The sequence below is a fragment of the Nocardiopsis sp. NPDC058789 genome (assembly GCF_042745575.1).
Classification (GTDB): Bacteria; Actinomycetota; Actinomycetes; order Streptosporangiales; family Streptosporangiaceae; genus Nocardiopsis; species Nocardiopsis eucommiae.
The window spans coordinates 33051-51706 of record NZ_JBHYOW010000023.1; the positions used below are offsets into that span (position 1 = coordinate 33051).

27 protein-coding genes are annotated in these 18656 nt (G+C 67.9%); 18 read left to right on the forward strand and 9 right to left on the reverse strand.

The window, feature by feature from the left end:
* Window positions 1–3 precede the first annotated feature (3 nt).
* From ACFW3L_RS24445 to ACFW3L_RS24500, 12 genes are all read left to right on the forward strand, one after another.
* Complete coding sequence (locus tag ACFW3L_RS24445; RefSeq protein ID WP_378746791.1) at window positions 4–891, forward strand: hypothetical protein; 888 nt, start codon at window positions 4–6, stop codon at window positions 889–891.
* Between the two features lie 9 nt (window positions 892–900).
* Window positions 901–1914 (forward strand): hypothetical protein, encoded by a 1014-nt coding sequence (locus ACFW3L_RS24450; protein ID WP_378746796.1) that lies wholly within the window; start codon window positions 901–903, stop codon window positions 1912–1914.
* A complete protein-coding gene (locus ACFW3L_RS24455; protein ID WP_378746800.1) occupies window positions 1911–3146 on the forward strand; it encodes a hypothetical protein in 1236 nt (411 codons plus the stop codon). Before ACFW3L_RS24450 ends, ACFW3L_RS24455 begins: the two co-directional genes overlap by 4 nt.
* A gap of 2 nt (window positions 3147–3148) precedes the next feature.
* Complete coding sequence (locus tag ACFW3L_RS24460) at window positions 3149–5095, forward strand: hypothetical protein (RefSeq protein ID WP_378746805.1); 1947 nt, start codon at window positions 3149–3151, stop codon at window positions 5093–5095.
* A gap of 203 nt (window positions 5096–5298) precedes the next feature.
* Window positions 5299–5583: a hypothetical protein gene (locus ACFW3L_RS24465; protein ID WP_378746809.1), complete on the forward strand. Its 285-nt coding sequence runs from the start codon at window positions 5299–5301 to the stop codon at window positions 5581–5583.
* 533 nt (window positions 5584–6116) lie between these two features.
* Complete coding sequence (locus ACFW3L_RS24470; protein ID WP_378746811.1) at window positions 6117–6260, forward strand: hypothetical protein; 144 nt, start codon at window positions 6117–6119, stop codon at window positions 6258–6260.
* A complete protein-coding gene (locus ACFW3L_RS24475) occupies window positions 6250–7059 on the forward strand; it encodes an N-acetylmuramoyl-L-alanine amidase (protein ID WP_378746812.1) in 810 nt (269 codons plus the stop codon). The genes ACFW3L_RS24470 and ACFW3L_RS24475 overlap by 11 nt, the downstream gene beginning before the upstream one ends.
* Before the next feature lie 29 nt (window positions 7060–7088).
* Window positions 7089–7307 (forward strand): hypothetical protein, encoded by a 219-nt coding sequence (locus ACFW3L_RS24480; RefSeq protein WP_378746814.1) that lies wholly within the window; start codon window positions 7089–7091, stop codon window positions 7305–7307.
* Window positions 7308–7853: a hypothetical protein gene (locus tag ACFW3L_RS24485; protein ID WP_378746817.1), complete on the forward strand. Its 546-nt coding sequence runs from the start codon at window positions 7308–7310 to the stop codon at window positions 7851–7853. It abuts the gene before it with no gap.
* A 2-nt stretch (window positions 7854–7855) separates the two neighbouring features.
* The gene (locus ACFW3L_RS24490; RefSeq protein ID WP_378746966.1) at window positions 7856–9439 is read left to right on the forward strand and encodes a glycosyltransferase; all 1584 of its coding nucleotides are present in this window, start codon (window positions 7856–7858) and stop codon (window positions 9437–9439) included.
* Window positions 9440–9531: 92 nt separating this feature from the next.
* Window positions 9532–10095, forward strand: coding sequence for a hypothetical protein (locus tag ACFW3L_RS24495; RefSeq protein WP_378746822.1), 564 nt, complete (start codon window positions 9532–9534; stop codon window positions 10093–10095).
* A gap of 96 nt (window positions 10096–10191) precedes the next feature.
* Window positions 10192–11139, forward strand: a complete 948-nt coding sequence (locus ACFW3L_RS24500; RefSeq protein WP_378746827.1) for an ATP-dependent DNA ligase — start codon at window positions 10192–10194, stop codon at window positions 11137–11139.
* Window positions 11140–11141: 2 nt separating this feature from the next.
* Here ACFW3L_RS24500 and ACFW3L_RS24505 read toward each other — a convergent pair whose 3' ends face one another.
* Window positions 11142–11483: a hypothetical protein gene (locus tag ACFW3L_RS24505; protein ID WP_378746831.1), complete on the reverse strand. Its 342-nt coding sequence runs from the start codon at window positions 11481–11483 to the stop codon at window positions 11142–11144.
* Between the two features lie 205 nt (window positions 11484–11688).
* Between ACFW3L_RS24505 and ACFW3L_RS24510 the strand changes: the two genes are divergently transcribed.
* Window positions 11689–11814, forward strand: a complete 126-nt coding sequence (locus tag ACFW3L_RS24510; RefSeq protein ID WP_378746835.1) for a hypothetical protein — start codon at window positions 11689–11691, stop codon at window positions 11812–11814.
* A 238-nt stretch (window positions 11815–12052) separates the two neighbouring features.
* Here ACFW3L_RS24510 and ACFW3L_RS24515 read toward each other — a convergent pair whose 3' ends face one another.
* The gene (locus ACFW3L_RS24515) at window positions 12053–12196 is read right to left on the reverse strand and encodes a hypothetical protein (RefSeq protein WP_378746839.1); all 144 of its coding nucleotides are present in this window, start codon (window positions 12194–12196) and stop codon (window positions 12053–12055) included.
* A gap of 73 nt (window positions 12197–12269) precedes the next feature.
* Here ACFW3L_RS24515 and ACFW3L_RS24520 point away from each other — a divergent pair, with 73 nt between their 5' ends.
* Window positions 12270–12500, forward strand: a complete 231-nt coding sequence (locus tag ACFW3L_RS24520; RefSeq protein WP_378746842.1) for a hypothetical protein — start codon at window positions 12270–12272, stop codon at window positions 12498–12500.
* 458 nt (window positions 12501–12958) lie between these two features.
* Here the strand turns inward: ACFW3L_RS24520 and ACFW3L_RS24525 are convergent, their stop codons facing one another.
* Together ACFW3L_RS24525 and ACFW3L_RS24530 are read right to left on the reverse strand one after the other, a co-directional pair.
* Window positions 12959–13117: a hypothetical protein gene (locus ACFW3L_RS24525; protein WP_378746845.1), complete on the reverse strand. Its 159-nt coding sequence runs from the start codon at window positions 13115–13117 to the stop codon at window positions 12959–12961.
* On the reverse strand, window positions 13114–13488 hold the full coding sequence (locus ACFW3L_RS24530) for a hypothetical protein (protein ID WP_378746847.1): 375 nt from the start codon (window positions 13486–13488) through the stop codon (window positions 13114–13116). The genes ACFW3L_RS24525 and ACFW3L_RS24530 overlap by 4 nt, the downstream gene beginning before the upstream one ends.
* A gap of 186 nt (window positions 13489–13674) precedes the next feature.
* Between ACFW3L_RS24530 and ACFW3L_RS24535 the strand changes: the two genes are divergently transcribed.
* On the forward strand, window positions 13675–14739 hold the full coding sequence (locus ACFW3L_RS24535; RefSeq protein WP_378746853.1) for a helix-turn-helix domain-containing protein: 1065 nt from the start codon (window positions 13675–13677) through the stop codon (window positions 14737–14739).
* Between the two features lie 11 nt (window positions 14740–14750).
* Window positions 14751–15332: an HD family hydrolase gene (locus ACFW3L_RS24540; RefSeq protein WP_378746863.1), complete on the forward strand. Its 582-nt coding sequence runs from the start codon at window positions 14751–14753 to the stop codon at window positions 15330–15332.
* Window positions 15333–15600: 268 nt separating this feature from the next.
* On the opposite strand, the gene ACFW3L_RS24545 is transcribed toward ACFW3L_RS24540, so the two are convergent.
* Genes ACFW3L_RS24545 through ACFW3L_RS24565 form a run of 5 tightly spaced genes read right to left on the reverse strand, consistent with a single transcriptional unit; the run spans window position 15601 to window position 16946 of the window.
* Window positions 15601–15831: a hypothetical protein gene (locus tag ACFW3L_RS24545; protein WP_378746867.1), complete on the reverse strand. Its 231-nt coding sequence runs from the start codon at window positions 15829–15831 to the stop codon at window positions 15601–15603.
* Window positions 15828–16109 (reverse strand): hypothetical protein, encoded by a 282-nt coding sequence (locus tag ACFW3L_RS24550; protein ID WP_378746870.1) that lies wholly within the window; start codon window positions 16107–16109, stop codon window positions 15828–15830. Before ACFW3L_RS24550 ends, ACFW3L_RS24545 begins: the two co-directional genes overlap by 4 nt.
* A 52-nt stretch (window positions 16110–16161) precedes the next feature.
* Window positions 16162–16494, reverse strand: a complete 333-nt coding sequence (locus ACFW3L_RS24555) for a hypothetical protein (protein WP_378746873.1) — start codon at window positions 16492–16494, stop codon at window positions 16162–16164.
* A gap of 15 nt (window positions 16495–16509) precedes the next feature.
* Complete coding sequence (locus ACFW3L_RS24560; protein ID WP_378746878.1) at window positions 16510–16719, reverse strand: hypothetical protein; 210 nt, start codon at window positions 16717–16719, stop codon at window positions 16510–16512.
* Between the two features lie 35 nt (window positions 16720–16754).
* Window positions 16755–16946: a hypothetical protein gene (locus ACFW3L_RS24565; RefSeq protein WP_378746883.1), complete on the reverse strand. Its 192-nt coding sequence runs from the start codon at window positions 16944–16946 to the stop codon at window positions 16755–16757.
* A gap of 119 nt (window positions 16947–17065) precedes the next feature.
* Between ACFW3L_RS24565 and ACFW3L_RS24570 the strand changes: the two genes are divergently transcribed.
* Together ACFW3L_RS24570 and ACFW3L_RS24575 are read left to right on the forward strand one after the other, a co-directional pair.
* The gene (locus ACFW3L_RS24570) at window positions 17066–17311 is read left to right on the forward strand and encodes a hypothetical protein (RefSeq protein ID WP_378746886.1); all 246 of its coding nucleotides are present in this window, start codon (window positions 17066–17068) and stop codon (window positions 17309–17311) included.
* A 246-nt stretch (window positions 17312–17557) separates the two neighbouring features.
* Window positions 17558–18574, forward strand: coding sequence for a hypothetical protein (locus tag ACFW3L_RS24575; RefSeq protein WP_378746891.1), 1017 nt, complete (start codon window positions 17558–17560; stop codon window positions 18572–18574).
* The last annotated feature ends 82 nt before the right edge of the window (window positions 18575–18656 follow it).

Genomic DNA, 18656 nt, shown 5'->3' on the forward strand with positions numbered 1-18656 from the left:
CCCTTGCGTGAGCAGCAGTGGGAACTCGACGGCGTTGCCTTCGGCCGCGGTACCGGCATCGAGGTCCGCGAGTTCGAGGTCGGCCCGCCCGACATCGAAACTGGGGACCTCCAACTCCCGGGGCAAGACGGGACGGTGTTCGGCCGTGACACCCACAGCGGCCGGACGCTGACTTGGGAGTTGTTCACGGCCCGGCAGTGGTCCGCGACGGAGGCGCGTGCACGTTGGTCGGAACTGGGGGCGCGGTGGACAAACGCACGCACCCGACTCAGGCCACGCACGGTCATCCCGTTGCGGATGCGGCTCCCCGGAGGTCGGTCGGTAGTCGTCTACGGGCGGCCGAGGCGGTTCGAGGCCCCGGACGCCGGGATGATCCGGCAAGGCCACGTGGAGATGATCGCGGACTTCAAGTGTGCCGACGGCCTGTTCTACAGCGACAGCGGTGACGAGGGCGGGGCACGCAGTATCACGCTCACCCTCGTGGCTTCTGCTGGTAGCGGGATCGTGTGGCCGGTCACCTGGCCCCTCACGTGGGGCTCTCAGGGTGTCCGCCAGGACGCGGTCGTCAACACCGGCGACTCGCCGTCATGGCCGGTGATCACGTTCCACGGGCCGGTAGCGACCCCGTCGATCGAGCTCGTGGGGACCGGGAGGCGTCTGACTCTGGACACCACGCTGGCGTTCGACAGGTCGATCACCATCGACACCCGCCCGTGGGCACGCACGATCCTCCGGGATGACGGCGCCAGCTTCGCGGGGGCCGCCCGCGGCGCCTCCCTATCGGAGTTCCAACTCCCTGTCGGCCAGACCGTGCTCGCCTACCGGGGCACGGACCTGTCCGGCCAGTCCCGGTGCGTGATCACCTGGCGCGACGCCTACAGCACTCCTTAGGAGGACATTGTGGCTCTTGAAATGGACTCTTGGGCGGTCACTGGCGCTCAGTCGTCGGCTCGTATTGCGCGGCTGATGCACCAGTCGGGTACGTCGTCCGGGAACGGAGTGGTGGATGTCGGGCACCTCCAGGTGCTGCCGCTGGAGGTGCCGGGCGGGGGTGTGCGCATCACTGCGGGCGGCGCGACGATCCTCGGCCGCGAGCAGCAGTTCCAGGGCTCCTACTTCGCATACAACGTCGGCACCGACACCATCGACATCTCACCGACCGGGTCGGGCAGCGGCCGGTCCGACATGGTCGTCCTCCAGGTTGAGGACCCCAACATCGACGGCACCCCGTGGTCGCATGACGTCACCACCGACCCTGTCTACTACTTCCGGGTCATTGAGGGTGTCAGCAGCACCGCCACCGAGCCGCCCGCAGGCCTGACAGCGATCCCCCTCGCGCGCATCACCCTGCCCGCTTCCACGGGCACGGTCACGGCCGCGCGCATCACGGACCTTCGCCGGTCCGCGAACCCCAAGTCGCAACGGATCTTGCGGGTGCAGCGTGGTGGCACCCAGACGGACGGGTCGTGGGACGAAGCCGGGAACATCCAGAACCCGAACTTCGAGCGATGGCCGCAGCACGACTGGACAGTGACGATCCCCGAGTGGGCGACGCAGGTGCAGGTGCTCGCGGACTGGACGAACGTGTTCCTCAAGCCCTTGACCCCGAGCGGCGCGAACGACGCGATCGGGCAGCTTTTCGTGGGCCTGGTGGGCGGTCCAGACGGGCCGCTGTACACCACCTCCTCGGCGTACAACTTCAACCAGTTCAGCGCCACCAACGGATACAGGTGCTCGGCCGCGAACAAGGACCAGATCCCGATCCCGCCCGCATGGCGTGGCCTGACGGTCCAGGTGCGCATGTACGTCATGGGTAGCGCCGGTCAGAACGGCCGCCTGGTCGCGGACAACTGGGCGAACTTCTCCTGCGACCTGGAGTTCCTGGAGATCCCGGCGCCTGAGGCTCAGCTGTGAGCTGGCGGTACTACGCGCTCCGGTGGACCGGGACGTGGGTGCACCGCGAGCTCCCGCTGCGGGATGTGTCGATCACGCACACCCTGTCAGGTCCGGGTGACCTGACCGCGAGCATCGAGCCCACCTACGCGGAGCTGGTCGGAACGGATGGTCAGCTTGTGTTGCGGGAGTGGGACACCATCATCGTCGCGGAGGCGTCCGGGCAGCTGCGAGGCGGGGGCATCCTGGTGTCCACCGAGGTCACCGGAGACGTGCTTTCCCTCGACTGTGTGGGCTTTTCCGGGTACGCGGCAGGGATGCCGCTGACCTCGACTCTGACATGGGGCGGGTCGTCAGCAGGCACCACCGGGCAGGGCGTGGACGCGGCGACCGTGGTCCGTGCCCTGTGGGGGCACATCCAGGGCCAACCGGACGGGAACCTCGGGGTGGCCGTCGACAACCTGGCGACGCCGTACCGGCTGGGTGCGTGGCACAACGCCCGCAAGCTCCCCACCGACGACCAGCCGAACCCGCCCGCCGCTGAGGTCGAGGACCCACCGATCCCGATCGACCGGGTGTGGACCTCGCAGGACCGCAAGCCGACCGCAGCCACCGGGAAAACGGTCTACTGGCAGTACAGCCTGCCCTGGCACGAGGACGTCGAGGTGGGTGCGAAGGTCGACGAGATCTGCCAGCAAGCCCGGATCGAGTACCGGGAGCAGTGGTCATGGGGGCCCGGTCGTGAGTCCGTCGTGATGCGGCTCCAGCTCGGCTACCCGCGCCTCGGGCGACGCGCCAGCGACTTGCGCTTCGTCGAGGGCGAGAACATCTCGGAACTCGTCACCCTCCAACGCTCCGGAGATGACTTCGCGAACGTCGTCGCAGCCTACGGAGCCGGGGAGGGATCCAAGCAACGGCGCGCGACCGCCAGCCAGCGAGACGGCCGTCTACGGCGGGTGCAGATCGTGGACGCTGAAGACGTCGACAACGCCGCGTCGCTGGCGACGATCGCACGTGACCACCTAGCGCGCACGAGGCAGATCACCGACATCACGTCGTTCATCGTGCGCGATCACCCCAACGCCGAACTCGGGTCCTTCGGCGCCGGGGATGACGTGCTGGTGCAGACCACCATCGGGTGGCAGCCCACCTCCATGTGGGTGCGGATCCTCTCCTACACGTACTCCCCGGACGGCGACACCGTCAGCGTGACGTGCACCCGATCCGACAGCTTCGACTACTCCGGGAGGTAGATGTGGACGCCGCCACCAAGCGCGCCATCGACTCGCTCACACAGGAGCTACTGAAAACCCAGTCGGAGCTGGCCACCGTCAAGCGCGCGTCCCGACGCCCGCAGCTGGGGTTCTCCTCAATCGAGTCCGGCAGCCTCGACGTGGTCGACCCCGAGACTGGTCGCGTGCGGCTTCGCCTCGGCTACCAGCCCGACGGCAGTGTGGGAGTGGTCCCCGAGGGCGGAGATCCACCTCCGGCCCCATCCGATCCGATCGTCGCCCCGGCCCCTGTGGGTTTGATGGTGCAGTGGGATGGGCGGCTCGCGCATGATCTGGCGCTTCCCGCTGACTTCGACCACGTGTCAGTGCACGTCAGCGCCACCTCGGGGTTCACCCCGGGCGCGGCCACGTTCCAGGGCACGATCCCGCGCGCAGGCGGTCTGTTCCCCGTGGTGCCGCTGGAGGTCGGTACGACCTATTACGTCCAGCTCGTCGGAGTCGGCACCGGTGGCGTCGAAGGCGCACCGTCCGTGGAGGCTTCCGGGATCCCGGAAACGGTCGGTGGCGTCCCCGGTCCCGGTTCGATCACGGAGACGGAGATCGCGGATGACGCGGTCACGTCACCGAAGATCCGCGCGCTCGCGGTTGAAGCCCACCACATCGTTGCTGAAGCCATCGAGGCGGGCCACATCACCGCTGGCGCCGTCACCGCAGCGAAGCTCGCCGCCACCATCGTGCTCGCTTCCCGCCTGGTGGCAGGCGACCCGGGCGCCTCTCGCGTGGAGATCGACGAAGACGGCCTTCGCGGGTACTCCGACGCGAACGAGTTGATCTTCGCGATTCAGGGCGGAGATGCAGTCTTCTCTGGAACGGTCACGGGCTCCGAGATCACGGGCTCACGTTTCACGATCGGCGCGGCCCCCGGAAACATCGGATCGATCGAAGACGCCTCAGGGGTGGTCCGCACCCGAGTTATCTCCTCTACCGGGCAGCGAGCGCAGCTCGCAGCGACCACCGGCCAAGCGGAATTCACTGCGTGGGCGAACCCGGCGACGCCTTCGCCGATCGGCGGGGTGGTCGCGCAGGACGGCCTGGTCGGCCTCACCCTGCAGTCGGTGTCGGGTGACGGTTCAGCGCCCCTATCCCAGCAGATGGTCTCTGATGGCCAAGCCACGGGCCTGTGGCGAGCAGGGAACGGCTCTGACATCTCCATCCAGGCAAGCCAAGGGTGGTCAGCGATCGGAGCGATGCCGCCACCGCCCACCGCAGGGGAGCCCGAGGCGCTGGGTGGCGCGATCTACGCGCTTCGACGCACGGCATCGGATGCGCCGGCCTTGTCGATCCAGTCACCGATGTCCGCTGACGGTCCCGGGGCAACCCGCAGGTCGTACATGCACGTGGAGGGCGCGGTCACGTCTCGGCCGACCACGATCATCACTCAGGCGGCTCAGCGGTTTTACATCCAGGGCGAGCTTGTGGGGTCGTCCACGGACGTCACCACGGACGGTGTTGTGCAGCTCGCGGGCACGCACACCCTCCTCGCTCCTCGGCACGCCCCCGTCACCGGTGAGCTCCAGGCCCAGTTGACGGGCTACTCCACGGGCACGGACTTCTACGACTTCCCGGCGGCGGTCTTCGCCCCTTTCGCTTTCAAGACGGGCTGGTCGGGTCGGGTGCGCTTCACCATCAACATGTGCGGTCTGAACCCGGCTTCGGCCGCGAGTTCGCTCGCGCTCGGCTTCCGCCTGACCGGCGCTGGGACGCTCGGTGCTCACTTGTCTCGGTGCGCGTTCGTCCGTTCCATCGGAGCGGCCACAGGCTCCACACGCCAGTCCCATTGGTCCAAGCCCGTGAGCCTGCTCGGCAACGCCGAGTACACGCTCACGCCGTGCTACCGCATCACTTCAGGGACCACATCGACCTTCGACCTGGCCCTGGACAACTCCATCACCGTCGAACCACTCATGTGAGGACTTGTATGACTGACCCGACCCAGGCCCCGACGCAGGACGAGGACCACACGGACACCCCGCTCACGCCGGTCCCTGTGGAACCTCCGGGGTACACCCCTCCGCCGGGAACAGACCCTGACGAGCTTCTGCCCCCTGGGGTTCCGGGCGACTACCCGGAGGACCCCCCTCCTCCACTGGCGGATGACGAGTAGGAGGAACCTGTGCCCGACGAGCCCACCATGTGGGAGCTCAAGCGTGCGATTGAGTCGGGCTACCGGGAGCTCAGCGGCGACATCGCGCAACTGGATCAGCGCCTGTCCATGTACGTCCTCAAAGAGGTGTACGAGGCGCACAGGGCCAGCGATCAACAGCGCATCGGCAGACTCGAAGCGCAAGTGGTTGACCTGCGGGAGCAGATCCGTAGGGCGGTTTGGACAGCGGTCTCTTCGTTCTTGTCTCCGATCGTGGTGGGCGTGGTGCTCGCGCTGATTCTTCGGGGCGGGTGAGCGGCCGTGGCCATGCAGAGACCCAGTGTCCGCGGTACGGCTTTTGTCTTCGTGCTCCTCGCTATCGCTGCTGCGGTCGCGATCCTCATCGGGTCGGTAGCCCGCCAAGGGGAACGCCTTTCGGACGCTGAGCAGCACCGCGAGGAGCTGTCCCGCCAGGTCGAGGAACTCGGGGGCACTCCGGTGCCACCACCAACAGGGAGCCCGCACCCAGGCCCGCCTGGACCATCCGGAGCCCCAGGACGCCCTGGCCCCGAAGGGCCCCACGGACAGACCGGCAGCCCCGGCCCGCCCGGCGAAGACGGGAGCTCGGGAGACCGTGGCGAACCAGGATCCGACGGTGCTGATGGCGTCGACGGCGAGCAAGGACCGCAGGGACCCACAGGAGAGCAGGGCGAACGTGGCTCTCCGGGTCCTGCTGGCCCCTCCGGCCCTCCGGGTCCTCCAGGTCCACCCGGGCCCGTCGTCACGCTCCCACCAGACCCACAATGACCCGCCCCGTGTGGCGGGTTTTCTCATGCCAGGAGGCGCCCATGACCATGCCTGACCCCGTGCCCGCGCACGACCCCGCCGAGGACATCGAAGTGACCCCTGTAGGCGACGAGGACCAGCCCGTAGACGACCCCGGCACCGATCCGGCCGACACCTATGTTGAAGGGGTGGACCGTGAAGCTTGAGCGACGCAGCGTCTTCGGATGGGGCGCCACCGCAGCCGGATCCGCGCCCTGCGCGAGCGGACTCGTCATCCACTACGACTCCGGGAACCTGGGCCTGCACACCAAGGCCCACAGTGCGTGCCGCACCTACTGGAAGAACACCCGCTCGTTCCACATGGGCCCTCGACGAGGGTGGGCTGACATCGGCTACTCCTTCGGGGTGTGCCCGCACGGCATCGTCATGGAGGGCCGTGGCGCACGCCGAGCTCAGGCAGCGCAGCCGGGCGGCAACACCACCTGGACCAGCTGCACGCTGATGACCGGCCCAGCGGAGTCCATCACCCCCGCCGCGATCGAGGGTGTTCGGCAGCTGCGGGCATGGCTGCGCAAGAACCATGGCTTGGGCGCCGGGATCCGTGGCCACCGCGACTTCGTCGCCACGTCCTGCCCCGGCGACCGCGCCTTTGCGCTGGTGCGGAACGGCACCTTCACGGGCGCCCCCTCGGGCGACACCACGCCCACCACTCCGCCTCCCTCCTCGGGCGGCGGTAGCACTTCACCCACAGGAGCGGAGACAGACATGGTCGGACTCAAGCAGGGCGACAAGGGCGAGCGCGTCAAGTACCTCCAGGAACTCCTAGTGGGCGGCGGGTTCTCCGTCGGAAGCCACGGGATCGATGGCGACTACGGCCCCGCCACGTCGCGTGCGGTGCTCGCTGCCCGCAAGTCGCAGGGGTCCAAGCAGGACTTCGGTGACCGAATCACTGGAGCCGCCGGAAAACAGATCCTGACCGCATTCATCCATAAGGTCGCGAAGTGACTCCCCGACACCGAAGAGAAGAGGTTTCCATGTCCAAGGTTGAAACGAAGGTCACCGTGGCATCGCTGGGCAGTCTCGCCGCTGGCGTGGCGCTCGCTGTCATCACCGCGTTCCTCGCGGAACCCGGCGCTTTCGGGCCCCTCCCTGAACCGGTGGCGTTCCTGCTCGTGGCTGCCCTCCCGCCGGTGGCGGCGTTCCTCGGCGGGTACGCGGCCCCGCACACGTTCCGGCATGGCGAGGGGTCGTGAGTGCCTACCTCCGACCGTGAGGGCAAGGAGTGGGCGCGGGAGATCATCCAGTCTCTCGCGCCCTCCGTGGTGGTGGACGTCGGCCCCGGCGAGGGAACCTACGTCCATCTGGCCCGTGACGTGACACCCGACGGCTGTCGGTGGATCGGCGTGGAGGCGTGGGCGCCCTACATCAGCGAGTACGGATTGTTCGACGCCTACGACTGGGTGGTCGTCTCCGACATCCGCCACCTGGACCCGTACACGCTCGTCCGAGATCCGGACCTGGTGATCCTCGCCGACGTCTTGGAGCACATGTCCCAACTGGAGGCGCGCGGTGTGCTCGCTCGGATGCGGGATTGGGCTCACAACATCCTCGTGTCGGTGCCGCTCGCCCACCACGACCAGGGCGACGTTAACGGGAACTGGTTCGAGATCCATAGGGAGCACTGGAGCTCCCGGGAGATACGCCGGGAGCTCGGCGCGGGCCTGGTCGACGCCCGTGAGGGAGACGTCCTCGGCTACTACCTGTGGTCCGCGGAAAAGGCGGCGAGGGGGCGGCGTTGAAGGTGACCGTGTGCGTGCCGTTCCGGCCCGGGATGCTGGATCGGGAGATCCACGCCGACTACGTGTCCGCGCGCCTGCGGGAGATGCTGCCCGACGCCCACCACCTGGTGGTGGACGTCGACGGCGAGTTCTCCCGGGCGAGGGTGCGTAACGAGGCGGTGCGCCGCGCAGGCTCGGGTGTGGTCGTGCTGTGCGACGCCGACACGCTCCCCGAGGAGGGCGCGCTTCGGGACGCGATCAACGGCGCTGCAGGCGACGGCCGGCTTCACCTGCCCTACACCCGCTACCGTGCCCTGTCCCCCGAAGGGACCCTCGCGGTCTACGCGCGCGGTGTGGACCCGATGGACGCGCCCGTGGAGGACGAGTCACGGCGCCCGATCGGCGGGGTGTGGGTGATCTCCGTCGACGCCTACTGGGCTGTCGGAGGCATGGACGAGGAGTTCAAGGGGTGGGGCTTCGAGGACGACGCCTTTCACACGGCCGCGAACTGTCTGCTCGGCGAAACCGTCCGCCACGAGGGGACCATCACCCACCTACACCACAAGCCTGCCGCTAACCTGCGCTCTCCCTCCTACCGGGCCAACCGGGCACGCCATCAGCAGTACGTGCGGGCGCGCCGTTCCCCGGAGGCCATGCGGCGTCTGACCGGCGCCCCCAACCCGACCCGGCGGCGTATCGTCGCGCTCGCCCACTACTACCTGCCCACTCACCGGGCGGGCGCCGAAATCATGCTGCACGAACTCCTCAAGGCGCTGGCCGAGCGCGGCCACCAGGTTGAGGCGTGGGCGACCGATGAGGAACAGGACGCGGTGGTCGATGGCATCACGGTGCGCGCCGGCGTCCCGGAGTCGGTGGATGCCGACGTGGTGGTGTCGCATCTCAAGAGCGTTCCGCTGGCGCGCAAGCTCGCCAAGAAGGCCGGCGCTCGGTTCGTACTCCTCGCGCACTCCGCCGCCCCGTGGGTGGTCAAGGACGTGCGCGCGGGCGCGGATCTGGTGGTCGCGAACTCCGAGCACGTGGCGCGGGACCTCAGGCACCGCAGTGAAACGCTGATCGTGCACCCGCCCGTCTACGCCGACCGGCACCGGACGCGTCCGGGCCGTCGGGTGACGCTGATCAACCCCATCTCCGCGAAGGGGAGCGAGGTGTTCTACGAGCTTGCTCGGCGGATGCCCGAGGTGGGGTTCCTCGCAGTTGAGGGCGGATACCAGCAAGCCGAACAGGTCCGAAAGCGTCTGCCCAACGTTCGCTGGCAGTCGCACACCGCCGACATGCGCGGCAAGGTCTGGTCTCACACGAAGGTGCTGCTCGTCCCCAGCGCGGAGGAGTCCTACGGGATGGTCGCCGTCGAAGCCGCGGCATCCGGAATCCCCACCATCGCCGCCCCCACGGCCGGCCTTCGCGAGGCCCTGGGCGACGCCGGAACCTTCGCCGACGTCGACGACATCGACGCATGGGAAACCGCGCTACGTGATCTCCTCGGCGTCGGGTGGCGTACCGCCTCGAAGAAGGCGCTCGCCCGGTCCGCAGAACTCGACCCCCGCAAGGAGGTGGGCGCGTGGGTGGACGCGATCGAGTCTCTGTGATCATCCCGTGGGCACCGGATGCCGGGTGTCGGCATCGTGAAGCGGCGCTTGCGTGGACGGTGTCCCGCTGGACAGCGACTGGTCACGAAGTCGTGGTCGGTGAGCACGAGGGCCCGTGGTGCAAGGCGCGCGCGGTCGCTGATGGGTTGAGCCGCGCCTCCGGGGACGTCCTCGTTGTGGCGGACGCCGACGTGTGGTCGCCGGGCTGGGAGACCGCCGTCGACCAGGTGCAGGCGGGTGTGGCGTGGGCGATGCCGCACGGCCCGGTCCGGCGGCTCACGCATGCCGCCACGCAGGATGTCCTCGACGGGCACGACCCGCATGTCGGCATGGATCTGACCCAGCGCCCGTATGAGGGGTGGCCGGGCGGCGGCATGGTCGTACTTCGACGTGAGACCTACGAGGAAGCACCGCTCGATCCCCGGTTCGTCGGATGGTCCGGGGAGGACGAGTCGTGGGCGCACGCCCTCCGGGCCCTGGCCGGGGAGGGGTGGCGCGGGTCGGCGCCGCTGTGGCATCTGTGGCATCCACCGCAGGAGCGGATGTCGCGTCGGTGGGGGAGTGCTGCGGCGCGTGCCCTGGCGTTCCGGTACGCGCGAGCGCGCAGCCCTGAGCGGATGAGCGCCCTGCTTGATGAAGCACGTCAGACTGCATGAAGCCCCGCCCGGTTAAGGGCGGGGCTTCATTCGTGTCTAGACCTGTAGTTGGTCTCCTGCCGAGCTGGTGCCGGGTAGGGGCCGATCGTGGAACCGATGCTCGCAACCGCCGTCGATCAACTCCCCACGGGGGAGAGCCTGCTCTACGAACCCAAGTGGGACGGCTTCCGGTGCCTGGCTGAGACGGGGCCCGTGAGGATGTCGTCCAAGCAGGACCGGCCGCTCCGCCAGAAGTTCCCGGAGATCGCTGACGCCTTGGCGGCACTCCCGGAGGGCGTGCTCCTGGACGGGGAGATCATCCGGTGGGCGGACGACGGAAGGTTGGACTTCCAAGCCCTGCTGAGGCGGAACTCCGCCTCTGTCCGTCGCGCCCGCGCGCTGTCGCGTTCCGAGCCGTGTCACCTCGTGGTGTTCGACCTGCTCCGGGTCGGTGGGCGCGACCTCACACACCGGGCGCTCGCCCACCGGCGCGGGGAACTGGAGCGTCTGATGGGCCTGGTCGAGCAGCCGTCGCTGCTCTCGCTCGGCTGGCAGACCGACAACCCCGAGGTCGCCGTCCAGTGGTGGGAGGAGATGCCCGCGGTGGGCGTGGAGGGGGTGATGATCAAGGACGGCCGCCGTTCGTACAGGCCCGGGAGCCGGGGGTGGCGCAAGTGGAAGCACCGGGTCACCACGGAGGCGATCGTGGGCGGAGTCGTTGGGCACGCCCGTGCGCCCCGCGCTCTGATCCTGGGCCGTGTGGATTCGGTGACCGGGGAGCTGCGGGTGGCGGGCCGCACGACGGACCTGTCCCCCGAGCAGTCCGAGGAGCTCGCGCCCCACATGGTGAAGACGGACGACCACCCCTGGCCCCGCACCCTCGCCGCGACGTGGGGGAGCGAAGGCCGCCAGCACTACACGCAGGTCGTCCCGGAAGTCGTGGTGGAAGTGTTACCGGACTCGGCCGAAGTGGCGGGCCGGTGGCGGCACGTCGTCCGGTACGTCCGCGTGCGCCCCGACCTGACACCTGAGGACGTCCCGAAGGATCTGAACGCCGAGACGTAGCCCTACCTCGGAACCTCGACAGGCAGGTCCGGCCCGACCGCCCGCAGGTACTCAAGCCGTTCTTCGAGAACGAAGTCGGGCGCGGTCATCTTCGACGAGGCCTGGAGCCCACGCACGTGCCGGATCGTGTCGAGGCGGAGCAGTCCCTCCACATCCTCGAACGGGATGGTCCAGGACAAGGCCAAGGGCGCCGGTTCCCCGCCTCGGCTTCGGGCCCTCAGCATCGCGACGGCGATCCGCCAGCCGATCCTCGCGGCAGCGCGCGGCCGGTCACGGAGTTCAGGGACGGCTGTGAGGAGCCACGGGTCGAGGGCCCTCTCCACGTCCCACTCTGGCTTGCGCATACTCCCATGGTGCCTGACATGCGCAAACAAGATTAGTTGGGGCGATTTTCTCAATCCGAGAGTGCGGCGCCCTGGCCCTCGATACCCTTCCGCTGGGTGCTTCCATCTCCGTCGGGGGGTGCGCCCCAGTAACAGAGCTGGGTCGTTACCTCTGATGGAGGCCAGGAGGAAGAACTCCTCCGGTCCTCCGAGAGTGAGGGCTGCGATGGAAGATGCTGGATACGGCGAGGACCGCCCGCTGTGGCGCGAGATCGTGTTGATCAGTCTCGTGTCTGGAGCCGCAAGCGGCGCCGGACAGGCGATCCTCACCGCGATCATCCAGTTGTTCTGAGTGGCTAGGACTTTGGCCGGACTCTAGCCACTCACTCATTCTCAGGCTCGTCCCACTCTTCGAGGGGGCGGGCCTGAGTTGTCGGTTGTAGTGAGCAACCGTTGACGACACTCTATCTTCCGTAATACCGGAACAACCAGAGAACTTCTCGATTGGCTCCCAGACGGGCGTAAGAGCTCCCAACTTGGTGACTCTCTACTGTCCCAATAGTCCTTCAGGGTCCCGCGTCACTGTTGGGCTAGATGTCCAGGTCGATGCCGAGGTACTCCGCGATCTCGTAGGCGCCTTCGGGCCCGACTTCGTCGAGCAGGCCTGAGAGCCACGCGTGCTCTTCTTGGGTGAGCGGGGGTTCTTCGGGCTCCGGGGGCAGGGGAGTGTCCATGCAGGTGGTGTACCCGCGTGGCCGATCTGGGCCACCTCCTGCGCCTGTCGGTGTGGGGTGGGATCCTCAGCGCATGGACGACATGGTGGACGTGAAGCTCGTCGGCGGGCCGATGGATGGAGGGGTGCTGCCGGTGGACCGTGAAGCGGTCTTCGACGACCCGGAGCCCGGGATGGACTTCGTCCCGGAGGACTCCAGTGGCGCCCCGGACGATGATCAGGGGCTCCCGCTGAGCAGGGTGCTGTACACGGCTGCTCCGGGCGGCCCAGCGGATGTGTGGCACTGGCGGTCGTGGGTGCCTTGACGCGAGAAAACCCCACCCGTAGGTGGGGTTCTCGATCCCCGCGTGCGCGGGGAGCACTCATCGCGGTTGAGTGGACCACCCCCGCAATAGCGGGGAGCAGGACACCAATCTAGCGCGACGCGGTTGCGAAGTCTCGGAGTTGTTGCTGGACATGTGGAAACCCCCGCCCACTGGGTTGTGGGCGGGGGCCGGTCCGGCTCACCTTTGCGGTGCTCTTCCCCGCCGGACCGTCCTGCTGCGCGTATCACCTAATGCGGCGGAGGGGGCGCGCTGTCCCCTGTGGTGTCGCCGGGCGTCACCCCGGGGTCCGGTCACCACCCGGACCACCAGCCCGAAGGCCGGAAGCTTGGTGGGGTCGGGAGTTGCACCTCCCGACCCCCGCCGCCACTCCCCCTCATGGATGTCGTGTCGGCGCCTGGTCCCGCACGCCCGCCTCGGGGCCCGGACGTGCGGAAGTTCTACTGGTCGTCGGGGTGAGTGAGGCCGGTCGATCCGAACGGACCACCACCGAAGTGGGGAGCGGGCCCGTACTTCTCCTCGTCCGCGAGCTCCCGCCGGACACGCTCACCCTGGAGGCGGTGCAACTCCTCTTCGCGGGGAGACAGCTTGTCGGTCACAGCGGCCTCCTCGGGCCCGGCGCACGCTGCGCCCACAGGCTCGGGTTCCTCATTCGCTCCTCCAGCTCGACGGGGGAGTCGCACATCAGCGTCGGCTCAACATCGTCAACCCGGGCGGTAGCCATCCACGACCCGCCCTGGGACCGCCACACCACCCACTCCCGGCGCCAGCGCTTCGTCAGCCGCTTCAGCTCAGCGATCTCCAGCCGGTCGAGTAGCCGCTCCACGGTCGCCGCGACCACGAGGTCGGTGACGTCGTCGTGGGACGCCACCCACTGCCCCGGGTCGCCGGCGTGTGTGACGTGCCAGCGCGGGTAGTCCGCTGCGATCCGCTCGTAGGCGGACCCTGTGTCCACTGCGCTCACCGTCATCGCCTCACCCGAATCAGCTGCTCTGTACTGTGGTTATGACGCTACGGACCGCCGTGCGACCGGACCACGGACCGGGAGTACGAGTCACCCCCTCGGAGAACCCCCATGGCCAAGCGCACTGCTTCCTCGACTCTGACTGCTGGTCAGGGTTTGTCTCCGCGTGTTGACACGGACCGGGAGGGGAGGGTGTCGGGGTACGTCCTCAAGACGATCAGGCAGACGGTCGGCCTCACCCAGGAGCAGCTCGCAGAGAAGGCCCGGGTAGACGTGTCGACGCTCCAGGGCTGGGAGTCGGGGCGGCGCCCGCTGATGGCCATCTCCGCAGGCGCGTACCTCAAGCTCCGTCACCTCCTTCACCGGCTGGGTGCGTCACCGAAGCTTCTCGCTCAGTTGGACACCGGGATGGAAGCGGACCGGTTCATCGGGTACGTGATGGCCGCGGACGGGCCGATCGACTTGGAGAACCATCCGTTGGCGACGTGGGTGATCACGAGGCCGTTCACGGAGTTGGTGGCGTGGCCTTTCACGGGGGACGTCCCGAACCAGCTGAAGGAAGTCGCGCCGCTCCGTCGCCGTGGCCCGTCGGGGTCTGGACCGGACATGGGCGCGGACGAGCGCCGCCACATGGTGTCGCACCTCCAGGCCGCTGCGGAGCAGGCCGCGAAAGACTCCGTCGAGGGCGCACTCCTCCGCCGCCAGGCCCACTACGTGGCCGGGTTCGACAAGTCCTCGGAGACGGTGGAGTGGCTCGCGGTGATGCAGCGCGCAGAGCAACGCCGTCTCGGATCGGAGGTGGAGTGGACTCCGTCGTGGGCGGTGGTGCGGTCGGGGGCTCACACGCTCGCGCGCACGGGAGACGAAGAGGCGCTGCCATCGTTCATCGACGTTCACATCAGCACGGACGCCTGCGAGATCGCGAACCTCAACTACTGGGCTTACTGGCTGGGAGAGGTGACGGACCCACAGCTGGCGGACACTTTCATGGTCGAGCTCGACGTGGACTCCTGGCACGGCGACCGGCTACTCAAGCACCTCATGGGCCGACTCACCCCCGACAACGTGTACGTCGACGTGGTCTGCCACACCCTGTGGGCGCTGATCATCCGCAAACCGGGGCTGCTGACGAAGAAGATCGCGGACGACCTGATCGGGTCGGTGGCCCGGATGCTGTCGGAGGCCTCCATTTCTCCCCAGTCGAAGCGCGAACTTGAAGAGGTGTCCTACGCTCTTCGGACGGTTCAACGGCGCTAGGAAGGCCTTCCATGGGTGAGCAGCAGGACGTGCGGGCACTGGACTACCTGTACGAGGCGGGTCTCCTCAAGCGGTACAAGCGCACCGGGTGGGTGGTCGCCGGGGTCCCGGACCCGGAGTCGATCGCGGACCACTCACACCGGACTGCGATCGTCGCCGCTGTCATCGCTGAGCTCGAAGGCGCCAGCGCGGAGCGGGCGGCGTTCCTGGCTCTGTTCCACGACACCCAGGAGACGCGGCTGACGGACATCCCCTACATCGGGAAGCGATACCTCAAGGCGTCCTCGAATGCCGAGGTCACCGCGGATCAGACGGCGGGGATGCCGGAAGGTCTCGCCCGGCTGATCGGCGGCGCGGAAGCGGAGTACGAGGCTCGGGAGTCGGCCGAGGCGCGTTGCGCGAAGGACGCCGACAAGCTCGAATGCCTCCTCCAGGCGGTGGAGTACCGGGACCAGGCGGACACGCAGGCGTGGATCGACACGTCGCTCGCGGCGCTGAAGACCGACAGCGCGCAGAGGCTGGCGAAGCTCGCGTTGGACCGGTCGCCGCTAGCGTGGATGCACGAAGCGCGGGACTCGAAACCCCCGAAGTAGCCGGACATGCGGACGGGCCCCGCCGTGTGGTGGGGCCCGAAGTGTTCAGGGCCGGACTGGTCCAGCGTGGCCATGGCCATCCCACGCCATGGTGCCGTCGGTGTGCCATCCGTCGTGCCCGTGGGGTTCGCGGCATCGCCGGGGTTCGGTGGCGGTGCTGGGGAGTGCGTTCCAGGCGGTGCTGTCGCAGGGGTCGGTGTTCACGGTGTCTCCTCGGTAGTCTTCTTCCGGGCCGCCCCTGATTGGTGCAGGGGCGGCCTCTGTGCTGTCAGGTCTGGTTGCGGCGGTCGACGGTGTCGATCTCACGGGCCGCGTGCCGGGCCGATTCCGCGCTTCCGGGCGGCGGCTGCACGGTCACATCCTCGCCGGGGTGCAGGGTGGTCCACCCGTGCACGCGCAACACACCGCCGCGCTCCTCGATGTCGGTGACGACCATCCACGGCGGGCTGACCAGGGCCTCACCGGGGCCGAGGTCACGGGCTTTCACGGTGCGCTTCACGCCAGCTCCTCCTCCGTGAGAGGCCGGTAGGCGTCCTGGTACTCCTCGTCGGTGTACTGCTGGTACACCCAGATACCCATCTCGTGGCCCGCGACGATCCACTCGCCGATACGAGCGAACCGCATTCGCCCGCTCCCGGAGAACGCGACTCCGGTGCGTTCCTTGACGACGTAGCCGCTGAGCACGGCGGCGGCGACCTGGTCGAGGTTGTCGGTGGTGATCTGAACAGCTTTGCGGCTGCGGGGGCGGCGGTTGGCGCAGAACTCGAACGGGTCCATTTGGTTGCTCCTTTGGAGGTGTGCGTCGATTGGGGCGGCCTTCTCCCCAGGGTCAGAATCGCTCCGCCATCTGCATGAGCCGCTCAGGGTCCGTGGTGCGGATCTCCTCCACTCGGGCCTGAGCCTGCCGGATCTCCAGGTCGCGGACACGCTCGACTGCGGTGGGGGTGCCGGACACGCCGATCGTCCCGCCTCCGTGCGACGTGACCGTGTATCCGAAGTCCTCCATGTGGCGGGCCAGCAGGTCGCCGTTGGGTCCGGCGTACATGAGCCATTCGGTGGGGTGGGTGTCGCCGTGCGGGGTGTACGGGGCTCCGACGAGGTCGTGGCCGAGCAGGTCACGGGCGATGTAGCGCATGTAGTTGACGGTGTTGTGGGCGAGCATCGGGGGCTCCTTCGTTCAGCTGGTGATGTTGGTGGGCCTGTGCTCCAGGCGGAGCGGGCCCCATTGGGTGGCCACGGTCTTGATGGGTTGTCCGGTCTGCCCGGGGTCGTAGGACGCGTTGATGCCGTAGAGGTGGGTGGGGTACGCCTCGGACGCGTAGATGAACCAGACCTCGCCGTCGTTGTCGCGGACGAGGTCGCCAGCACGCGGGGTGTAGGTGGACATGGGGGCTCCCTCGTTGGGCGGGGCGGGCCAGGGGGTCACTCGGTGATGATGCGGGCGTCGATGCCGGACGCTTCGAGGATCTTCCGGGCCAGCTCCATCGCGTCATCCGCGACCTCGGGGAGGTCAACGAGGGCTTCGACTGCGCCGCCGTCCACGATCGCGGTGATGTAGCCGTCTTCGATCTTGAGCTTGGCGCCGTCGGCGTCTTCGTAGACGTAGGGCTTCATGGGGGCTCCTTGGGGGTTGTCGTCTCTTGCTTGTCTGCAACTGTAGGCCTACTATGGCAGACATGTCAACACCGCCATGCCTACAGCTACAGGCCAACAGTCACTGCCACAATGAAGACATGGACCCCCGGAAACTCACCGAAGCCCACGAGGCCTACACGACCGCAGTTGAGCAGGCCGAGAAGGCGAAGAGAGAACGCGACGAGCTGTTCCGGCAGGCGAAGGAGGAAGGAGCGCGGCAGGCCGACATCGTGAAAGCGACCGGCCTGACCCGAGAGACTGTGCGCCGGATTCTCGACCCGAAGGCTGCGGAGGCCGTGAAGGAAGCGGCGGCGCGGCGGCGCGCGGAGAAGGGGAGGGGGTAGCCCCGAAGCCCCTGCTCGCACCGTTTTCTGGTCCTCTGGAACTGGTGCGAAGCAGGTAAACTGGGAACACATTTACATAAAGCGAGCCCGCCGGGTGCTGGTAACACCACGACGGGCTCTGACCACCTACCTGATTGCCCAGGAAAGGCGGCTAGGCATGAAGCTTAGCTACATGGTAGCTCGTACCCGAAACCGGGTCGCTACCCCGCGAGTCACAACGTCGTACCTCCCCCAGGGAGGCGCACGATGAGCACCGACGCCTTCGAGATCGAAGCGCTCGACCAGCCCACCTTCACACAGGTCGGCCACTGGGTCGCCTTCCGATCCGACCTCTCACCAACCGCTCGGCACCTCTACACCGTGCTCGCCACGTTCGTGAACCAAGGCCGCCGCGCCAACGGCGACACCAGCGTGTGGCCATCCCTCAACCTGCTGGCCGTCACCCTGGGACTCTCCAAGGGCAAGTCCGTCACGCCCTACATGGACGAGCTGATCCAGGCGCGGATCGTGGAGAAGACCACGAACACCATCGGCGGCATGCGGTCCCGCAACACCTACGGCATCCGCTTCAACCCGCCGCCCGGCGAGCGCACCGCCACGAGCTTCGTGGAACTCCTCGAACCCCTCAAAGCCATCGCCGGAGACGCCAAGGCCATGACCAAGGTGTCAGCGGAGGCCCGCGAGCTGATCAAGGAGCGCAGGGCCCGCGAGAGCGCGAAGAGGACCGGTCGCCCCGTAGTCCCGGATTCGGGACCACGTAGTCACGGATCGGGGCCCACGTACCCCCGGATCGGGGACCGTAACAAGACGCAGGGCGAACTAGACGCAGGTCTAACTACACGAACCTCTTCCTCTTCCGTTGGCGCTCCTGCTGAGCTCCAGCAGGGCGAGGGCCCGGAAAGGAAGACGAAGAGGGAATCTCCAGAAAAAGTCATCATCGACAAGCTCAGCGGCACCGACGCCCAAGCCCAAGGCGGGCCACCCACCCCCGAGGAAGCCACCGCCATCAAGCGGCTGGTGATCTCCCAAGCTGCCGCTGACGGTGTTCGTATCCACTCACCAGCGGGGTATCTGTCTGGCCGCGACGTGGCCCTCCTGGAGCAGGACCTTGCACAGGTGCGCGGCCTCCAGAAGCCTGCACAGGCCACATCAGGCGGGTGGACATGGGAAGACCAGCAGCGAGCAGAACGCCGCGCCAGGAACGGCCACACGCCATACAGGAACCCTGAGAACCAAGACGTGTACGACGAAGCACTGCTCTAAGCCTGAAACAACAAGCCCGGCCAGTGATCCACCACCGGCCGGGCCCTGACCACCAACCTGATCCACCAGGAAGGCAGCAACA